General features: G+C 57.8%; 15 protein-coding genes. 11 read left to right on the plus strand and 4 right to left on the minus strand.

Annotated elements, in window-relative coordinates:
- Positions 1–4: 4 nt before the first annotated feature.
- Both ACR0IM_RS02435 and ACR0IM_RS02440 read right to left on the minus strand, forming a co-directional pair.
- The gene (locus ACR0IM_RS02435) at positions 5–793 is read right to left on the minus strand and encodes an ABC transporter ATP-binding protein (RefSeq protein ID WP_480680716.1); all 789 of its coding nucleotides are present in this window, start codon (positions 791–793) and stop codon (positions 5–7) included.
- A gap of 106 nt (positions 794–899) precedes the next feature.
- On the minus strand, positions 900–2,081 hold the full coding sequence (locus tag ACR0IM_RS02440; protein WP_480640376.1) for an ABC transporter substrate-binding protein: 1,182 nt from the start codon (positions 2,079–2,081) through the stop codon (positions 900–902).
- A gap of 159 nt (positions 2,082–2,240) precedes the next feature.
- On the opposite strand from ACR0IM_RS02440, the gene ACR0IM_RS02445 reads away from it, so the two are divergent.
- Together ACR0IM_RS02445 and ACR0IM_RS02450 are read left to right on the plus strand one after the other, a co-directional pair.
- A complete protein-coding gene (locus ACR0IM_RS02445) occupies positions 2,241–3,329 on the plus strand; it encodes a PQQ-dependent sugar dehydrogenase (protein WP_480640377.1) in 1,089 nt (362 codons plus the stop codon).
- A gap of 39 nt (positions 3,330–3,368) precedes the next feature.
- Positions 3,369–3,779, plus strand: coding sequence for a hypothetical protein (locus ACR0IM_RS02450; RefSeq protein ID WP_480640378.1), 411 nt, complete (start codon positions 3,369–3,371; stop codon positions 3,777–3,779).
- Positions 3,780–3,783: 4 nt separating this feature from the next.
- On the opposite strand, the gene ACR0IM_RS02455 is transcribed toward ACR0IM_RS02450, so the two are convergent.
- Positions 3,784–4,788 carry a GlxA family transcriptional regulator gene (locus ACR0IM_RS02455; protein ID WP_480640379.1) on the minus strand — a complete coding sequence of 335 codons (1,005 nt, stop codon included), beginning with the start codon at positions 4,786–4,788 and terminating at the stop codon, positions 3,784–3,786.
- 169 nt (positions 4,789–4,957) lie between these two features.
- Here ACR0IM_RS02455 and ACR0IM_RS02460 point away from each other — a divergent pair, with 169 nt between their 5' ends.
- On the plus strand, positions 4,958–6,328 hold the full coding sequence (locus ACR0IM_RS02460) for a class II 3-deoxy-7-phosphoheptulonate synthase (RefSeq protein WP_480591072.1): 1,371 nt from the start codon (positions 4,958–4,960) through the stop codon (positions 6,326–6,328).
- A gap of 58 nt (positions 6,329–6,386) precedes the next feature.
- Here the strand turns inward: ACR0IM_RS02460 and ACR0IM_RS02465 are convergent, their stop codons facing one another.
- Positions 6,387–7,007 carry a PAS domain-containing protein gene (locus ACR0IM_RS02465; RefSeq protein WP_480680718.1) on the minus strand — a complete coding sequence of 207 codons (621 nt, stop codon included), beginning with the start codon at positions 7,005–7,007 and terminating at the stop codon, positions 6,387–6,389.
- Between the two features lie 302 nt (positions 7,008–7,309).
- Between ACR0IM_RS02465 and ACR0IM_RS02470 the strand changes: the two genes are divergently transcribed.
- From ACR0IM_RS02470 to pstB, 8 genes are all read left to right on the plus strand, one after another.
- Positions 7,310–8,200 (plus strand): YicC/YloC family endoribonuclease, encoded by an 891-nt coding sequence (locus ACR0IM_RS02470; protein ID WP_480680719.1) that lies wholly within the window; start codon positions 7,310–7,312, stop codon positions 8,198–8,200.
- Between the two features lie 17 nt (positions 8,201–8,217).
- On the plus strand, positions 8,218–8,859 hold the full coding sequence (gene gmk / locus ACR0IM_RS02475; protein ID WP_480591067.1) for a guanylate kinase: 642 nt from the start codon (positions 8,218–8,220) through the stop codon (positions 8,857–8,859).
- On the plus strand, positions 8,856–9,380 hold the full coding sequence (locus tag ACR0IM_RS02480) for a gamma carbonic anhydrase family protein (protein WP_480640382.1): 525 nt from the start codon (positions 8,856–8,858) through the stop codon (positions 9,378–9,380). Before gmk ends, ACR0IM_RS02480 begins: the two co-directional genes overlap by 4 nt.
- 22 nt (positions 9,381–9,402) lie before the next feature.
- Positions 9,403–10,449, plus strand: a complete 1,047-nt coding sequence (locus ACR0IM_RS02485; protein ID WP_480680720.1) for a sensor histidine kinase — start codon at positions 9,403–9,405, stop codon at positions 10,447–10,449.
- Between the two features lie 203 nt (positions 10,450–10,652).
- A complete protein-coding gene (locus ACR0IM_RS02490) occupies positions 10,653–11,693 on the plus strand; it encodes a substrate-binding domain-containing protein (protein ID WP_480680721.1) in 1,041 nt (346 codons plus the stop codon).
- An 83-nt stretch (positions 11,694–11,776) separates the two neighbouring features.
- Complete coding sequence (gene pstC / locus ACR0IM_RS02495) at positions 11,777–13,249, plus strand: phosphate ABC transporter permease subunit PstC (RefSeq protein WP_480591058.1); 1,473 nt, start codon at positions 11,777–11,779, stop codon at positions 13,247–13,249.
- Complete coding sequence (gene pstA, locus ACR0IM_RS02500) at positions 13,246–14,607, plus strand: phosphate ABC transporter permease PstA (RefSeq protein WP_480591057.1); 1,362 nt, start codon at positions 13,246–13,248, stop codon at positions 14,605–14,607. The genes pstC and pstA overlap by 4 nt, the downstream gene beginning before the upstream one ends.
- A gap of 11 nt (positions 14,608–14,618) precedes the next feature.
- Positions 14,619–15,416 carry a phosphate ABC transporter ATP-binding protein PstB gene (pstB, locus tag ACR0IM_RS02505; RefSeq protein WP_480591055.1) on the plus strand — a complete coding sequence of 266 codons (798 nt, stop codon included), beginning with the start codon at positions 14,619–14,621 and terminating at the stop codon, positions 15,414–15,416.

Genomic DNA, 15,416 nt, shown 5'->3' on the forward strand with positions numbered 1-15,416 from the left:
GCGGTCATGTTTGGGCCTCCAGCTTGTCTTTGTTCTTTAGCCCGGTGCCCAGATAGGCCTCGATCACGTGCTCATTGGCCTTGATCTCGTCCAAAGTTCCCTCGGCCAGAACCTTGCCCTCGGCCATGCAGATGACCGGGTCACAGATCTTGCCGATGAAATCCATGTCATGTTCGATGACCACGAAGGTATAGCCGCGTTCCTTGTTCAGGCGTAGGATCGTGTCGGCAATGGTCATCAGCAGGGTACGATTCACGCCCGCGCCGACCTCGTCCAGAAACACGATCTTGGCGTCGACCATCATGGTGCGGCCCAGTTCCAGCAGCTTCTTCTGCCCGCCCGACACCTGACCCGCCTTGTGGTCGGCCAGGTGTTCGATGGTCAGGAACTCAAGAACCTCGTCAGCCTTGGCGCGCAGGGCGCGTTCCTCGTCGGCGATGCGCTTGCGGCCAAACCATGTGTTCCAAAGCGATTCACCCGATTGCGCACCCGGCACCATCATCAGGTTCTCGCGGCAGGTCATCGAGGAAAACTCATGCGCGATCTGGAACGTGCGCAGCAGGCCCTTGTGAAACAGCTCATGCGGGGGCAGGCCGGTGATGTCCTCTCCGTCCATGATGACTTTCCCGCTGGTCGGAAGCAGAACGCCCGCAATCACGTTGAACAGGGTAGTCTTTCCTGCTCCGTTCGGTCCGATCAGGCCAGTAATCGAGCCCTTTTCGATCTCAAGCGATGCTCCGTCTACGGCGTGGAAACCGCTAAAATGCTTGTGCACGTCCTCAACGACGATCATGGTTTTCCCTTGTCTTATCCCCGAAAACAGAGGTGCAGACTTTTGTCACTGAAAAAGCCCGGACACAAGGCCCGGGCTATTCTGTTTTTTCTTGTCAGATGATGGATTAACGGTAGTTGACCGTCTTCATCTCACCGTCGATAACTTCGATCTCACGATACGCACCGGCGCTTTCACCGGGGCCGATCAGTTCAACGCCTGACGCACCGACATAGTCGATCTCCTGACCGGCAGCGAGCAGTTCCAGACCTTTGGCCAGTTCACCCGGATAGATTTTCTCACCCGGTTCGTTGGCGACATCCATGATCTTGCTGCCGTAATCCGCGGGATTGCTGGAACCTGCAGCCTGCATGGCCAGCAGGAACAGGGCTGCGGCGTCATAGGATTCAGGAACAAAGATCGATGAGCCGTCAAAACCTTCGCCCTCGGCCATTGCAAAGAACGAATCCGCGGCTTCGCTTTTCGAGCCCGGCGCCTGACCATAGGATCCATTCAGATCCGGGCCGACGTTTTCAGGCAGCGAGTCACCGATCATCCCGCCCGGCAGGCCAAACGTGTCGAACGCGCCGCTGTCCAGCGAGGATTGGATGATCCCCAGACCGCCCTGGTCCAGGTAACCGGCCACAACCAGTATGTCGCCGCCTGCCGACGCCAGCGCGCCAACTTCGGCCGAGTAGTCGGCCTTGCCGTCTTCGTGCGCAGCCACGATGGTCACTTCTCCGCCCAGCGCCTCGAACGAGGATTTGATCGCCTCGGACAGACCCTTGCCGTAATCGTTGTTGGTGTAGGTCAGAGCGATCGAGTTTACACCACGCTCTTTCAGGATGTCTGCCATGATTTCACCTTCGCGCGCGTCCGACGGCGAGGTACGGAAGAACAGATCATTGTCCTCCATCACCGACAGGCCGGGCGAGGTAGCCGACGGCGAGATCATCACCATGCCGTTCGGCAAAGCGACGTTTTGCAGGATCGCGCCGGTCACGCCCGAGCAGTCACCGCCGACCAGACCATTGATGCCTTCGGCAACCAGACGTTCGGCGTTGGCAGTGGCCAGTGCGTTGTCGGCGCAGCCTGTGTCGGCGCGCACCGGGGTTACGGTCGATCCGTCCAGCAGTTTGCCCGATTCCGAAACTTCTTTCATTGCCAACTCGGCGCCTGACGCCATTGCAGGCGACAGCGATTCAATCGGGCCGGTGAAACCGAACATAATGCCCAGTTTGACGTCTTCGGCCATGGCGGTGCCGGCCAGCAGAGCGGTTGCTGCAGTTGCAGTAAGCAGCTTTTTCATGAGGTTACTCCCTGAAGTGGTCTTCATTCTGAGCACGACCCTAGGCAAGCTGTTCGGAAAAGAAAAGTCCTAACGAAAAAGTGTCTTTGCGGCTGGGAACCCTATTTGATCTGATGGGTGAAAGGGCGCTGCTGGCGCAGGAAACGACGGAGGACCAGGATGATCCGGACAACCGCAATCTTGATGCTGGCGTGGACCAGCTTCGCATGGGCCGACAGGCTGCAAACTTCACAAGGCGCTGTCGAAGTTACTGAAATGGTGGGCGGTTTGGACACGCCATGGGCAGTTGGGCTTTTGCCGGATGGCGGGTTTCTGGTGACCGAACGGGACGGAGAACTGTTACACGTCAAGGACGGCAATATTCAGCGCGTTTCCGGTGTGCCCAAAGTACTGGCCAAAGGGCAGGGTGGGTTACTGGACGTGACCGTCGCCCGTGATTTCAATCAAACCCGAGAGATTTTCCTGACGTTTTCGAAGCCACAACGAGGCGGTGCCGGAACCGCTCTTGCGGTGGCCCGTTTGTCAGATGCAGGCGACCAACTGACCAACCTGCGCGTGATCTTCGAGGCTGTACCGGGAGGATCGTCCGGTCGGCACTATGGCTCGCGCGTAGTCGAGGCCGAGGACGGAACCCTGTTTGTCACGATCGGTGACCGGGGTGAGCGGCCCAAGGCGCAGGATAGGTCCAACTTCAATGGTACCGTCATCCGCGTGAACCGCGACGGATCGGTGCCTGCAGACAACCCCTTTGTTCAGGAAGATGGTGCGCGGCCTGAGGTCTGGTCCTTTGGCCACCGCAATCCGCAGGGGGCCGGTCTTGACTCACGTGGGCAGCTATGGGTTTCCGAACATGGGGCAAGGGGCGGGGATGAGGTCAATCTGGTCCGGCCCGGCCTCAATTATGGCTGGCCGGTGATCTCGTACGGTGTGCACTATTCCGGTGAAAAAATCGGAGAGGGCACTGAGAAACCGGGCATGGAGCAGCCCGCGCATTATTGGGACCCTTCCATCGCGCCCTCGGGGCTGCTGGTTTATTCGGGCAAACTCTGGCCGGAGTGGAAGGGAGACATCTTTGTCGGTTCGCTGAAATTCGACTATATCGCGCGGCTGGCGGGTTCACCGCTGCGCGAGGTCGAGCAGATCAAGGGCTCGGAGACCGAACGTGTACGGGATATCGTAGAAGCTTCGGATGGGGCGATCTGGTTTGTTTCTGTCGGGCAGGGGGCGGTTTACAGGATGACACCTTAGTTCTAAGGAGCGTAGAAGGCATCAATTCTAAGGTGTAAAATGTTCCGAATTTTCCTTTCAGCGTTTCTGAGCGTATGCGCGGCTCCGGTGATTGCGGGCGACCTGTTCGCTTCTTACGAAGATTATGCGTCGTTTGTTGACGCAAAGATGAAAAACCGAGATTTTTCCGAATTTGTTAACCGGTTAGGCAGCGAGGCCCAGATCGTACCCCAAGAGGTAAGAACTGTTAACAATCAACTCCGTGAAGTGATTCCGTATTATTTGACAAATGCTGATGTCGTTAAGCGCGTAGAACTTGAAAACGGATATTGGCAAGAAATGCGCGCTTACTGGAATGGCAAAGGCAGCAACATATACGTTTACGCTTTTTTACACGAGAGAGAAGACGGCCTGGCTGTTCTTCATTTTGCAATTAACACTAATTCCGAAGTCATATTCGGCATGTTCTAAAAATCTAAACAGACAAGCGATCACCCTGCGCGCCACGCTCGCGATAGGGCGTCGTGTTGTAATGCGCCCGGTAGCATTTCGAGAAATGCGACGGGCTGGCGAATCCGCAGGCCAGCGCCACGTTGATCACACTCATGTCGGTCTGCATCAGCAGGTTGCGGGCCTTGTGCAGGCGCAATTCCATGTAATAGCGCTTGGGCGAGCGGCTTAGGTAGCGACGGAACAGGCGCTCAAGTTGCCGGGTCGACATGCCGACATCCTTCGCCAGAATCGAAGGCGAAATCGGCTCTTCGATGTTTTTTTCCATCATCAGGATGACTTGGCTCAGCTTTGGGTGACGCACCCCAATGCGCGTCGGAGTCGACAGGCGCTGGGTGTCCTGATCGGTGCGGATCGAGGAGTAAATCATCTGATCCGCCACGGCATTGGCAAGATCTTCGCTATAATCGTCGGCGATTATCTTCAACATCAGGTCAATGGACGAGGTGCCACCCGCTGTGGTCATCCGGTTCGCATCGAGGATAAAGACAGACTTGGTCAGTTCGACCTCGTCAAACTCCTCAACAAAACTGTCGGCGTTTTCCCAGTGGATCGTGGCGCGCTTGCCGTCCAGAAGCCCGGCCTTGGCCAGCGTGTAAGCTGCAGTGCACAGGCCACCTATGCGCAGGCCCCGGCGTGCCTCGCGTCGCACCCAGTTCAACACCCTTTTGGTGGTCGCCGCCTGAACGTCAACGCCGCCGCAGATCAACACGACATCATCGCGCTGTAGTTCGATCAGGTCCGCGTCTAACTCGAATGTCGTACCAGCCGAACAATTGATCGTTTCGCCACCTTCGCCCATCAGGGTCCATGTATACAGCGTCTTGTCCGCCATACGGTTGGCAATCCGCAAGCTGTCCAACGCCGAAGCGAATGACAGCAGCGAGAATTTGTCCAGCAGGACAAATACGAAATTGCGGGGGTTAGCCGCAGTGTCTTCCACCGTGACAACTTGGCGTTGCTCTTGCATGGCGAGGTGTCCTTGATTCGGCGCTTTATGACGTTACGTCCGGCGACAGATTTGGCAGCCACCATGATCAAAGCTTGTTTCCCGCGTCAAGAGGCCCAAATCGGATATGGTCAGTCTTCAATGCATTTTGTATAGAGACGACCTGACTACTTCAGCGGAGATCAAAGCTATGACCGAATGGCAAAAAACGAACTGGCGCAATAAGCCCCGGGTTCAGATGCCAGACTATACCGACGAGGCCGCTTTGGCCAAGGTCGAGGCCCAGCTTTCACAGTATCCCCCGCTGGTCTTTGCTGGCGAAGCACGGCGCCTCAAGCAACATCTGGGTGCCGCCGGTCGCGGCGAGGCTTTCCTGTTGCAGGGCGGGGATTGTGCTGAAAGCTTTGAACAGTTCAGTGCGGACGCTATCCGTGACACCTTCAAGGTGATGCTGCAGATGGCAATGGTGTTGACCTACGGCGCCAAGGTGCCGGTGGTAAAAGTTGGTCGTATGGCGGGGCAGTTTGCAAAGCCGCGCAGTGCGCCGACTGAGGTTGTTGGAGGTGTGGAACTGCCCAGCTATCGCGGTGACATCATCAACGAACTGGCCTTTACGCCCGAGGCGCGCATTCCGAATCCCGGCAAAATGCTTCAGGCCTACACACAGGCCGCCGCAACGCTGAATCTGCTGCGCGCGTTCTCGACCGGTGGTTTCGCGGATATGAGCATGGTGCATTCTTGGACGTTGGGTTTCACCGACGAACAGGATGTCAGCAAATATTCGGAAATCGCTGACCGTATTCAGGACACGATCGATTTCATGAACGCTGCCGGGATCACGGCGGACACCACGCATGAATTTTCAACCGTTGAGTTCTATACCAGCCACGAAAGCCTGCTGTTGGAATATGAAGAGGCGTTGACCCGTCTTGATTCGACGTCGGGCAACTGGCTGGCTGGTTCTGGTCACATGATCTGGATCGGCGACCGCACACGTCAGCCGGACGGTGCACATGTTGAGTTCTGCCGCGGCGTGCTGAACCCGATTGGTTTGAAATGTGGTCCGACGACCACAGCCGAAGACCTCAAGGTTCTGATGTCCAAACTGAACCCTGAGAACGAAGAAGGTCGCCTGACCCTGATTGCGCGCTTTGGTGCGGGCAAAGCGGGTGAGCACCTGCCGCGTCTGATTCAGGCCGTCAAGGAAGAAGGCGCCAAGGTGACCTGGGTCTGTGACCCGATGCATGGCAACACGATCAAGTCGGCGACCGGCTATAAAACCCGTCCGTTCGATTCCGTGCTGCGCGAGGTGCGCGACTTCTTTGGCGTGCACCAGGCCGAGGGCACCATCCCCGGCGGCGTGCATTTCGAGATGACCGGTCTGGACGTCACCGAATGCACCGGCGGCGTGCGGGCTGTGACCGAAGAGGACCTCTCGGACCGTTACCACACCGCTTGCGATCCGCGTCTGAACGCGTCGCAATCGCTAGAACTGGCCTTCCTTGTCGCCGAGGAGCTGACCAATCTGCGCCGCAATGGCAACAAACGCGCGGCCAGCTAAGGTTCGGGCCTTATGAAACAAGAAAGGCGGGCCATTCGGTCCGCCTTTTTCGTTGGGATCAGTCGTCGCGGGACGAAACCAATCGCAGATGTGACCCGGGGCGTTTGAACGCATCCTGATTTTCGGCGAATCCGGCAAGTTCGCGTTCCACCTGTCGCAGCGGCGCCTGCACGTCGGATACCGCCCGAACGCGGGTGTCCGGAGTGGTGAACCGGCGCGGCGTTGCGCCGATTGTGCCGTCGCTGACCAACACACCCAGCACGCGGCTGACATCACCGAGATCGCTTTTCAGCGGCAACAGGATCATTCGGGCCTGCAATTGAGTCCGCCCCAGCCTGCCAGCGGACACAAGACCAAGCTCGGCAATCGCGGGCCGGGCGAAGACCTGTTCCAGAACGTCAGAGATCTGGTCGCGGGCGTTGGGTTCGAAAAACGCAGTTAGGGGCATGCCGCGGACTTCCATGCCCGCCAGTTTGTTCAGATGGCTACCGGCCAGACGAAACCGGGCAAGCCCAGGCGCGATGCGTTCAAGAATGAACGTGTATTCCAGAACGTTCTCAAGACCACGCGGATCGATCTGCGAACGCCGGGGCACGCCGTCACCTGTCAGCAACGCGGTCCAATACGCTTCGACCTGTCGGATGGGCGAGAGGCTGCGCCCGCTGTCAAAACGATCCATTGCGACGATCTTTCCAAAACTTGACCCGGAGCCGTTTCCGAAAAAGGTTTTCACTTTCATCACCCTAGCGTCGATTGACCGTCATTTTCCTAAAATGCCAGATACCGGGACTATTTTTGCCGACCAGCCTCCAGCTCAGGTCAGGTCAGATTGACACGGGTTAAGTCAATTTTGGAGGAATTCTTTAACGAATGGTTAACTTCTGGAGAACGGCTTACAGTGAGCAAACTCTTGCTCTGTGCCTGCCGATGGCTTTAGGTGCGGCAAGCAAGCAAAAAAGAGCAGCGACGGAAAGGGCAGGCATGATCAGATCAATGACCGGTTTCGCCTCGGGCAAGGGGGCTTTTGGCCCCCATAGCTGGACGTGGGAACTGCGCAGTGTGAACGGCAAGGGGCTGGATATGCGCCTGCGCGTACCCGATTGGCTGATCGGGCTCGAATCCGCCCTGCGCGCGCAAATCTCGCAAGCGTTGAGCCGGGGCAACGTCACCCTGTCGCTGAAGCTAAGCCGCGAAGAAACTGCGCCCGATCTTGCCCTGAACGAAACGGCCATGGCCGCCGCGTTGACCGCACTGGCCCGCACGCAGGAGATGGCAGCCGCCGGCGGTGTCACGCTGGCGCCGTCGACGGCAGCTGACCTGATCGGCATCAAGGGCATGTTGGAGGCAGGCAGTGAGATCGATGACCCCGCGCCGCTGGTCGAGCACCTGACCAAGGAATTTTCCGCGCTTTTGGCTGCCTTTGTCGACATGCGCCAGACGGAGGGCAAGGCGCTGGCCGACATAGTTGACGGGCAGTTGTCGCAGGTTTCTCACCTGACCGAGCAGGCGGCGGAACTCGCCGAGCAGCGCAAGGACAAAACAGCCGAGGCGCTGCGGGAAAACCTGGCGCGCGTGTTGGCTAATGCGCAGGGCGCCGACCCGGACCGGGTGGCGCAGGAATTGGCGCTGCTTGCAGTGAAATCGGATATCACCGAGGAGATCGACCGCCTGAAAGCGCACGTCCTGGCCGCGCGGAACTTGTTATCACAGGACGCAGCCGTCGGGCGCAAGCTGGATTTCCTGATGCAGGAGTTCAACCGCGAGGCCAACACTTTGTGTTCGAAAGCGCAAAGCGCCGATTTGACCTCGGTAGGGCTTGAGTTGAAGGCGATAATAGACCAGATGCGCGAACAAGTGCAGAATGTTGAATGACTATGGGAACGAGTGAAATGGCAGATCGCCGCGGCCTACTTATCATCCTGTCTTCGCCTTCGGGCGCAGGAAAATCCACGCTGGCTCGTCGGCTGATGGCCTGGGACGAAGGTCTGGAGTTTTCGGTCTCGGCCACAACGCGTGCGCCTCGTCCAGGCGAGGAGCACGGGCGCGAGTACTACTTCCTGTCCGAGGATGAGTTCAAACAGCAGGTTGCCGATGGGCAGATGCTGGAACACGCGCACGTTTTCGGTAACTTCTATGGTTCTCCTGCCGGTCCAGTTCGGGAATCGATCAATTCCGGCCGGGATGTACTGTTTGACGTCGACTGGCAGGGCGAGGTGCAAATCCGAAACTCGGATCTGGGTAAGCACGCGCTGTCGATCTTTATCCTGCCGCCCTCGATCCCCGAGCTGCGCCGCCGGCTGGAAACGCGCGGGCAGGACAGCGAGGACGTAATCGCCAAGCGGATGCTGAAAAGCTGGGACGAGATCAGCCACTGGGGCTATTACGACTATGTTCTGGTTAATGACGATCTGGATGCGACCGAAGAAAAGCTGAAAACTATCGTCAGCGCCGAACGGATGCGCCGCATTCAGCAACCGAAACTGCAAAACCACGTGCGCACCCTGCAAAATGAGTTCGAGGGGTTGTCATGACCATCTACGCTTTGGGTGAACACACACCGCAAATCCACGAGGACACCTGGGTTGCACCCGACGCCAACCTGATCGGCAAGGTCGTGCTGGAGCAGGGTGCCTCGGTCTGGTTCGGCTGTACCATCCGCGCCGACCACGAAGAAATTCGCGTCGGCGCAGGCAGCAATGTGCAGGAAGACTGCATCATGCATATCGACGCCGGGTTCCCGCTGACCATCGGCAAGAACTGCACTATTGGGCACAAGGTGATGTTGCATGGCTGTACGATCGGGGAAAACACTCTGATCGGGATGGGGGCCATTGTTCTGAACGGGGCCAGGATTGGAAAGAACTGCCTGATTGGGGCAGGGGCCTTAATCACCGAGGGCAAGGAAATCCCCGACAATTCGCTTGTAATGGGTACGCCCGGCAAGGTCGTGCGACAACTGGATGAGGCAGCGGCGCAGAAAATCACCCTCAGTGCACTGCATTATCAGCAGAACATGCGCCGGTTCCGTGATGAGATGAAGCCCGTGTCCTGAAACGCCCGGAAAGATCGAGGATATGTCTCACGACCTGCTCGCCGAATTTGTCGCAGCCATTCCGATGCCTGCCTTGATGGTCGACCAGACCGAGCGAATTATTGCCGCGAATGCCGATGCTAAGACCCTGCTAACACAGAATATCGTCGGTCGGCATTTCGCGACGATCCTGCGGCAACCTCAGGTTATTGACGCGATAGAGCAGGGCCTGCGCACCAAAGGTCCCACTAAGACGCGCCACTTGTCCAATGATGGCGCGCAGGACACCACCTTCGAGGTCGAATGCCGCTATATGACCGGTGTTGGCGCGGTGTCCGGCGGGGCTTTGCTGGCAATTTTTCAGGATGTCACGCATGTCGATCAGGCCAGCCAGATGCGCCGGGATTTTGTCGCCAATGTCAGCCATGAGTTGCGCACACCTCTGACCGCTTTGATGGGATTCATCGAAACGCTGCGTGGTCCGGCCCATGACGATGCCGCAGCCCGCGATCGTTTCCTGCAGATCATGGCCGATGAGGCCAACCGGATGAACCGGCTGGTTGGGGATTTGCTGTCCCTGAATCGCGTCGAAAGCGAAGAGAGAGTACGACCGAAAGAGCAGCTTGAACTGACGGGCCTGTTGCAATCCACGCTGAACTCGCTGCGTCCACTGGCCGAGGATGCGGACGTGCAGTTGACGCTGATGGCGCCAGACGAACCCGTCTCTCTTATAGGGGACAACGACCAACTGCGTCAGGTGTTCACAAACCTGATCGAAAACGGCATCAAATACGGTGGCAGCGGCGGGAGTGTGGAAATACGCGTGCTTCCATCCGAGCGCGATTCCGCCATGCGGGGCCCCGCGGTCCGGGTTCAGGTGATCGACAAGGGGCCGGGCATTGATGCGGTTCATCTGCCGCGTCTGACCGAAAGATTCTATCGCGCCGACAGTCACAGATCGCGGCAACTGGGAGGGACGGGGCTGGGCCTTGCCATCGTGAAACACATTATCAACCGCCATCGCGGGCGGCTTAGGGTGGAAAGCGAACTGGGCAAAGGGGCGACGTTCACCGTAATTCTTCCACGGTGACTTCGAAGTTTCAAAGCCGTCAGAGCGGCTTCGTTTACCTATGTGAAAGATGCATGTCTGCATTGCGTCGGTTCGGTAAGAAATTCTGTGGACTGTCATATAGCTGTTACAAACCTGTCACAAAAGGCTTACGCGCAGACCTTAGAGGTGCCTGCAAGATCATCATGGGGGTGATCACAAACTACTTTCTCAAGGAGACTGAGATGTCCTTTGTAAAACTGTCGGCTTCGGCTCTTGCTATCGCTGCTGTCTCGGCCACTGCCGCCGCTGCTCGTGATCAGGTTCAGGTTGCCGGTTCCTCGACCGTCCTACCCTACGCCTCGATCGTTGCAGAAGCCTTCGGTGAGAACTTTGACTTCCCGACGCCGGTTGTTGAATCGGGTGGTTCCTCGGCAGGCCTGAAGCGTTTCTGTGAAGGGGTTGGTGAAAACACCATCGACGTTGCCAACGCATCGCGCCAGATCCGTGAAAAAGAGATTAAAGCCTGTGCCGACAACGGCGTCACCGATATCATCGAAGTTCAGATCGGTTATGACGGCATCGTTTTTGCATCAGACATCAACGGCAACTCGTTCGAGTTCACGCCGGAAGACTGGTACAAAGCCCTGTCCGCGCAGATCGTTGTTGACGGCCAGCTGGTCGACAACCCGAACAAAACCTGGGCCGACGTGAACCCGGACTTCCCGGCGCAGCCGATCGCGGCGTTCATCCCGGGGACCAAGCACGGCACTCGCGAAGTGTTCGAAGACAAGGTGATACTGGCCGGCTGTGAGCATCTGGGTGACTTCGATGTCTACAAGGCTGCCAACGGCGACGACAAGAAAGCGGCTGAGAAAGCCTGTATCGCTCTGCGTACTGACGGCGTTTCGGTCGACATCGACGGCGATTACACAGAGACTCTGGCCCGCATCGACAGCAACAAGGACGGCATCGGCGTCTTCGGTCTGGCGTTCTACGAAAACAACACCGACAAGCTGCAGGTTGCGACCATGTCCGGCGTTGTACCCTCGACCGAGTCGATCGCGACCGGCGAATACCCGGTTTCGCGCCCGCTGTTCTTCTACGTCAAGAAAGCCCATATCGGCGTGATCCCCGGCCTGAAAGAATATGCTGAGTTCTTCGTCGCTGACGAGATCGCAGGTCCTGACGGCCCGCTGGCCGAATACGGTCTGGTCTCCGATCCGGAATTGGCAAAGGTTCAGGACGCTGTTGCCAACGAAGCCGTTCTGGGCGGCGGTTCCTAATCACCCATCCGAATGTGACCGGGGCGTTTTATGCGCGCCCCGGTTCTTTTTGACTCCATCTCTGCCATCCCCACGGAGTTATCATGGCGTTATCCTGGCTTTTGCTTATCCTGCTTGCGCTGGCAGTGATCGGATATTTCACGGGTCGGTCCCGTGCCCTGGCAAGCGCGGGAGGTGATGCCCGCGAATTGCACTCTCTACCGTCCTACTATGGCTATAACGTCGCCATGACGGCCTTGGTTCCGGCGTTGGGCGTACTGATTGTCTGGCTTCTGGTGCAGCCGATGATCGTGAACAGTACCGTATCCGGTCTCATTCCCGATCAGGCGGTTCCCGAAGGATCGGATCGCGGCCTGATCATGAGCGAAGTACGCCGCGTTTCTAATGGCTTGAACGGCGCCGTGGCCACCGGAGCATTGACCGAGACCCAGGCACAGGATGCGAACGCGGATATTGACGCGCTGACGTCGGCTCTGAAGGACGCGGGTCAGGTTCTGACGCAGGATATCACCCAACCCATTCTGGTTGCGGCTCAGAAATACCGCAGCATGACCGGGACCGGGTCGGTTGCGATGCAGGTAGTCGTATTGGCGTTGGCCCTGTTGGGCGCAGCTTTTGCCTATGTGCGGACGCACAAGGAGTTCCGCGCGCGAAACGTGGTCGAGCAGGGCGTTCTGGCGCTTTTGCTGCTGGCAGCGTCAATCGCCATCCTGACCACAGTCGGCATCGTGCTGTCGATGCTGTTCGAGACGATGAACTTCTTCCAGCTGCACTCGTGGAAGGACTTCTTCTTCGGCAGCACCTGGGCTCCGAACTTTCGCGGAGGCAGCGAGCTTTCAATCCTGCCTCTGCTTTGGGGGACACTGTATATTTCGCTGATCGCACTGCTTGTGGCCGTGCCGATTGGCCTGTTCGCTGCGATTTATCTGTCTGAGTATGCGACAGGCGCGACCCGATCCATTGCCAAGCCATTGCTGGAAATTCTCGCAGGTATTCCGACCATTGTTTATGGTCTGTTCGCGCTGCTGACCGTGGGTCCGGCGCTGGTATCGATGTTTGGTGAGGGCGGTATGCTGGGCGTTGGCTGGATGGCCAGTTCCAATGCGGTTCTGACGGCCGGTCTGGTCATGGGAATCATGCTGATCCCGTTTGTATCGTCGCTATCGGACGACATCATCAACGCTGTGCCGCAGTCGATGCGCGATGGCTCGCTTGGGTTGGGCGCAACCAAATCCGAAACGGTGCGACAGGTGGTTCTGCCTGCCGCGCTGCCGGGCATCGTGGGGGCGATCCTGCTGGCAGCAAGCCGCGCCATCGGTGAAACCATGATCGTGGTGATGGCCGCTGGTGCAATCGCCAAATTCTCGGGTAACCCGTTCGAGGCGATGACCACCATCACCACCCGGATCGTCAGTCAGCTGACCGGCGACACCGATTTCGCCAGCCCTGAAACGCTGGTGGCCTTTGCCCTGGGTCTGACCCTGTTCATCATTACGCTGGGGCTGAACATCTTTGCCCTCTACATCGTACGCAAATACCGGGAGCAGTACGAATGACAGATATTTCCCAAAACCCTGGCGCTGCTCCTGCTGCGAAGCCGAAGGGCGGGTCGCTGTTCGAAAAGGACTTGCGCACCAAACGCCGCAACGCAGCCGAAGGCAGGTTCAAACTGTACGGCATCGCCGCTATCGGTATCGGTCTGCTGATGCTGGTCGTTCTGGTGACCAACATCGTCACCGCCGGTACAGGTGCGTTCCAACAGAGCTTTCTTGAACTGAACGTCGAACTGAAAGAAGAAAAGCTGGACAAGAAGGGCAACCGTAATATCGAAGACATCAAGAAGGTCTCGACCTTCGGTTATGCGCCACTCATTGCCTCGGCTTTGGAAAGCGAAGTCCAGGAGTTGGGCATTCAGACCGACCTGAAACCCAAGGCGATGGGCAAGATCCTGTCCAAAGCCGCTCAGGCCGAGTTGCGGAACTATGTGATCGCCAACCCCGACGAGATCGGCAAAACGGTCAGCTTCCGCTTTTTGGTCAACAGCCGTGTAGATGGCTACATGAAGGGTCGCGTCACCCGCGAGTCGATTGCCAATGACAAGAGCATCTCAGTCGAGCAGCTGGATTTCGTGGATCAATTGCGAGACGCCGGTGTCCTGTACAAGGCCTTCAACCCGGACTTCATTTTTGGCGCGGATGCCTCTGACCAACGGCCCGAGGCAGCTGGGATCGGTGTCTCGATGCTGGGCTCGCTTTTCATGATGTTCGTAGTACTGGCGCTGGCTCTACCCATTGGCGTTGCGGCCTCGATCTATCTTGAGGAATTCGCGCCGCAAAACCGCCTTACAGATATTATCGAAGTCAACATCTCAAACCTGGCTGCTGTTCCGTCGATCGTGTTCGGTATCCTGGGTCTGGCCGTGTTCATCAACTATATGCACTTGCCGACCTCGGCGCCGCTGGTGGGTGGTCTGGTGCTCACGCTGATGACCTTGCCGACGATCATCATTTCGACCCGAGCGTCGCTGAAGGCGGTACCGCCGTCGATCCGTGACGCGGCACTTGGGGTAGGGGCCTCGAAAATGCAGGCGGTGTTTCACCACGTTCTGCCACTGGCCGCGCCCGGTATCCTGACCGGCACTATCATCGGTCTGGCGCAGGCGCTGGGGGAAACAGCGCCGCTGCTATTGATCGGCATGGTAGGCTTTATTGCCTCGAACCCGCCGGATGGCGTTGTTGCGGGTTTCCTGTCTCCGAACTCGGCCATGCCGGCGCAGATTTACGAATGGTCCAAACGCGCCGATCCGGCTTTCTACGAACGCGCATGGGGGGGCATCATCATCCTGTTGATCTTCCTCGTGACAATGAACACCATCGCGGTCATCCTGCGCCGCCGCTTTGAACGCCGCTGGTAAAGGGGCTTAATATGAACGACATGACACGAGTGGAGAGAACCGTGGACTCCAAAGCTATCAAGATCGCCGCGAACAAGGTTCAGGTCTATTACGGTGACACCCACGCCATCAAAGACGTTGATGTTCAGATCGAAGACAAGACTGTTACAGCATTCATCGGCCCGTCAGGTTGCGGCAAGTCCACCTTTCTGCGCTGCCTGAACCGGATGAACGACACGATCGATATCTGCCGTGTTGAAGGTGACATCCTGCTGGACGGCGAAGATATATATGACAAGCGCGTCGATCCGGTGCAACTGCGCGCCAAGGTGGGCATGGTGTTCCAGAAACCGAACCCTTTCCCAAAGTCGATCTATGACAACGTGGCCTACGGCCCACGCATCCACGGCCTTGCCAAAAACAAGGCGGAACTTGATGACATCGTTGAGAAATCCCTGCGTCGCGGCGCGATCTGGGATGAGGTCAAAGACCGTCTGGATGCACCCGGCACCGGCCTGTCTGGTGGTCAGCAACAACGCCTGTGCATCGCCCGTGCAGTTGCGACTGAACCCGAAGTTCTGTTGATGGACGAACCATGCTCGGCGCTGGACCCGATTGCGACCGCTCAGGTCGAAGAGCTGATCGACGAACTGCGCTCGCGCTATTCGGTGGTGATCGTGACACACTCGATGCAGCAGGCCGCGCGGGTGAGCCAGAAGACGGCATTCTTCCACCTTGGGAATCTCGTCGAATTTGGCGAGACGGGTCAGATCTTCACCAACCCCGAAGACCCCCGCACCGAAAGCTACATCACCGGCCGGATCGGCTGA

It is taken from the genome of Ruegeria sp. BF6 (assembly GCF_056538665.1).

Bases quoted from the DNA above. Each gene is read 5' to 3' on its own strand.
- ACR0IM_RS02465 (WP_480680718.1), bottom strand. From the start codon at position 7,007: ATGGATCGTTTTGACAGCGGGCGCAGCCTCTCGCCCATCCGACAGGTC.
- ACR0IM_RS02470 (WP_480680719.1), top strand. From the start codon at position 7,310: ATGATCAGATCAATGACCGGTTTCGCCTCGGGCAAGGGGGCTTTTGGC.
- ACR0IM_RS02490 (WP_480680721.1), top strand. From the start codon at position 10,653: ATGTCCTTTGTAAAACTGTCGGCTTCGGCTCTTGCTATCGCTGCTGTC.
- ACR0IM_RS02455 (WP_480640379.1), bottom strand. From the start codon at position 4,788: ATGCAAGAGCAACGCCAAGTTGTCACGGTGGAAGACACTGCGGCTAAC.
- pstC (WP_480591058.1), top strand. From the start codon at position 11,777: ATGGCGTTATCCTGGCTTTTGCTTATCCTGCTTGCGCTGGCAGTGATC.
- ACR0IM_RS02485 (WP_480680720.1), top strand. From the start codon at position 9,403: ATGTCTCACGACCTGCTCGCCGAATTTGTCGCAGCCATTCCGATGCCT.
- pstB (WP_480591055.1), top strand. From the start codon at position 14,619: ATGAACGACATGACACGAGTGGAGAGAACCGTGGACTCCAAAGCTATC.
- pstA (WP_480591057.1), top strand. From the start codon at position 13,246: ATGACAGATATTTCCCAAAACCCTGGCGCTGCTCCTGCTGCGAAGCCG.
- ACR0IM_RS02460 (WP_480591072.1), top strand. From the start codon at position 4,958: ATGACCGAATGGCAAAAAACGAACTGGCGCAATAAGCCCCGGGTTCAG.
- ACR0IM_RS02445 (WP_480640377.1), top strand. From the start codon at position 2,241: ATGATCCGGACAACCGCAATCTTGATGCTGGCGTGGACCAGCTTCGCA.
- ACR0IM_RS02480 (WP_480640382.1), top strand. From the start codon at position 8,856: ATGACCATCTACGCTTTGGGTGAACACACACCGCAAATCCACGAGGAC.
- ACR0IM_RS02440 (WP_480640376.1), bottom strand. From the start codon at position 2,081: ATGAAAAAGCTGCTTACTGCAACTGCAGCAACCGCTCTGCTGGCCGGC.
- gmk (WP_480591067.1), top strand. From the start codon at position 8,218: ATGGCAGATCGCCGCGGCCTACTTATCATCCTGTCTTCGCCTTCGGGC.
- ACR0IM_RS02435 (WP_480680716.1), bottom strand. From the start codon at position 793: ATGATCGTCGTTGAGGACGTGCACAAGCATTTTAGCGGTTTCCACGCC.
- ACR0IM_RS02450 (WP_480640378.1), top strand. From the start codon at position 3,369: ATGTTCCGAATTTTCCTTTCAGCGTTTCTGAGCGTATGCGCGGCTCCG.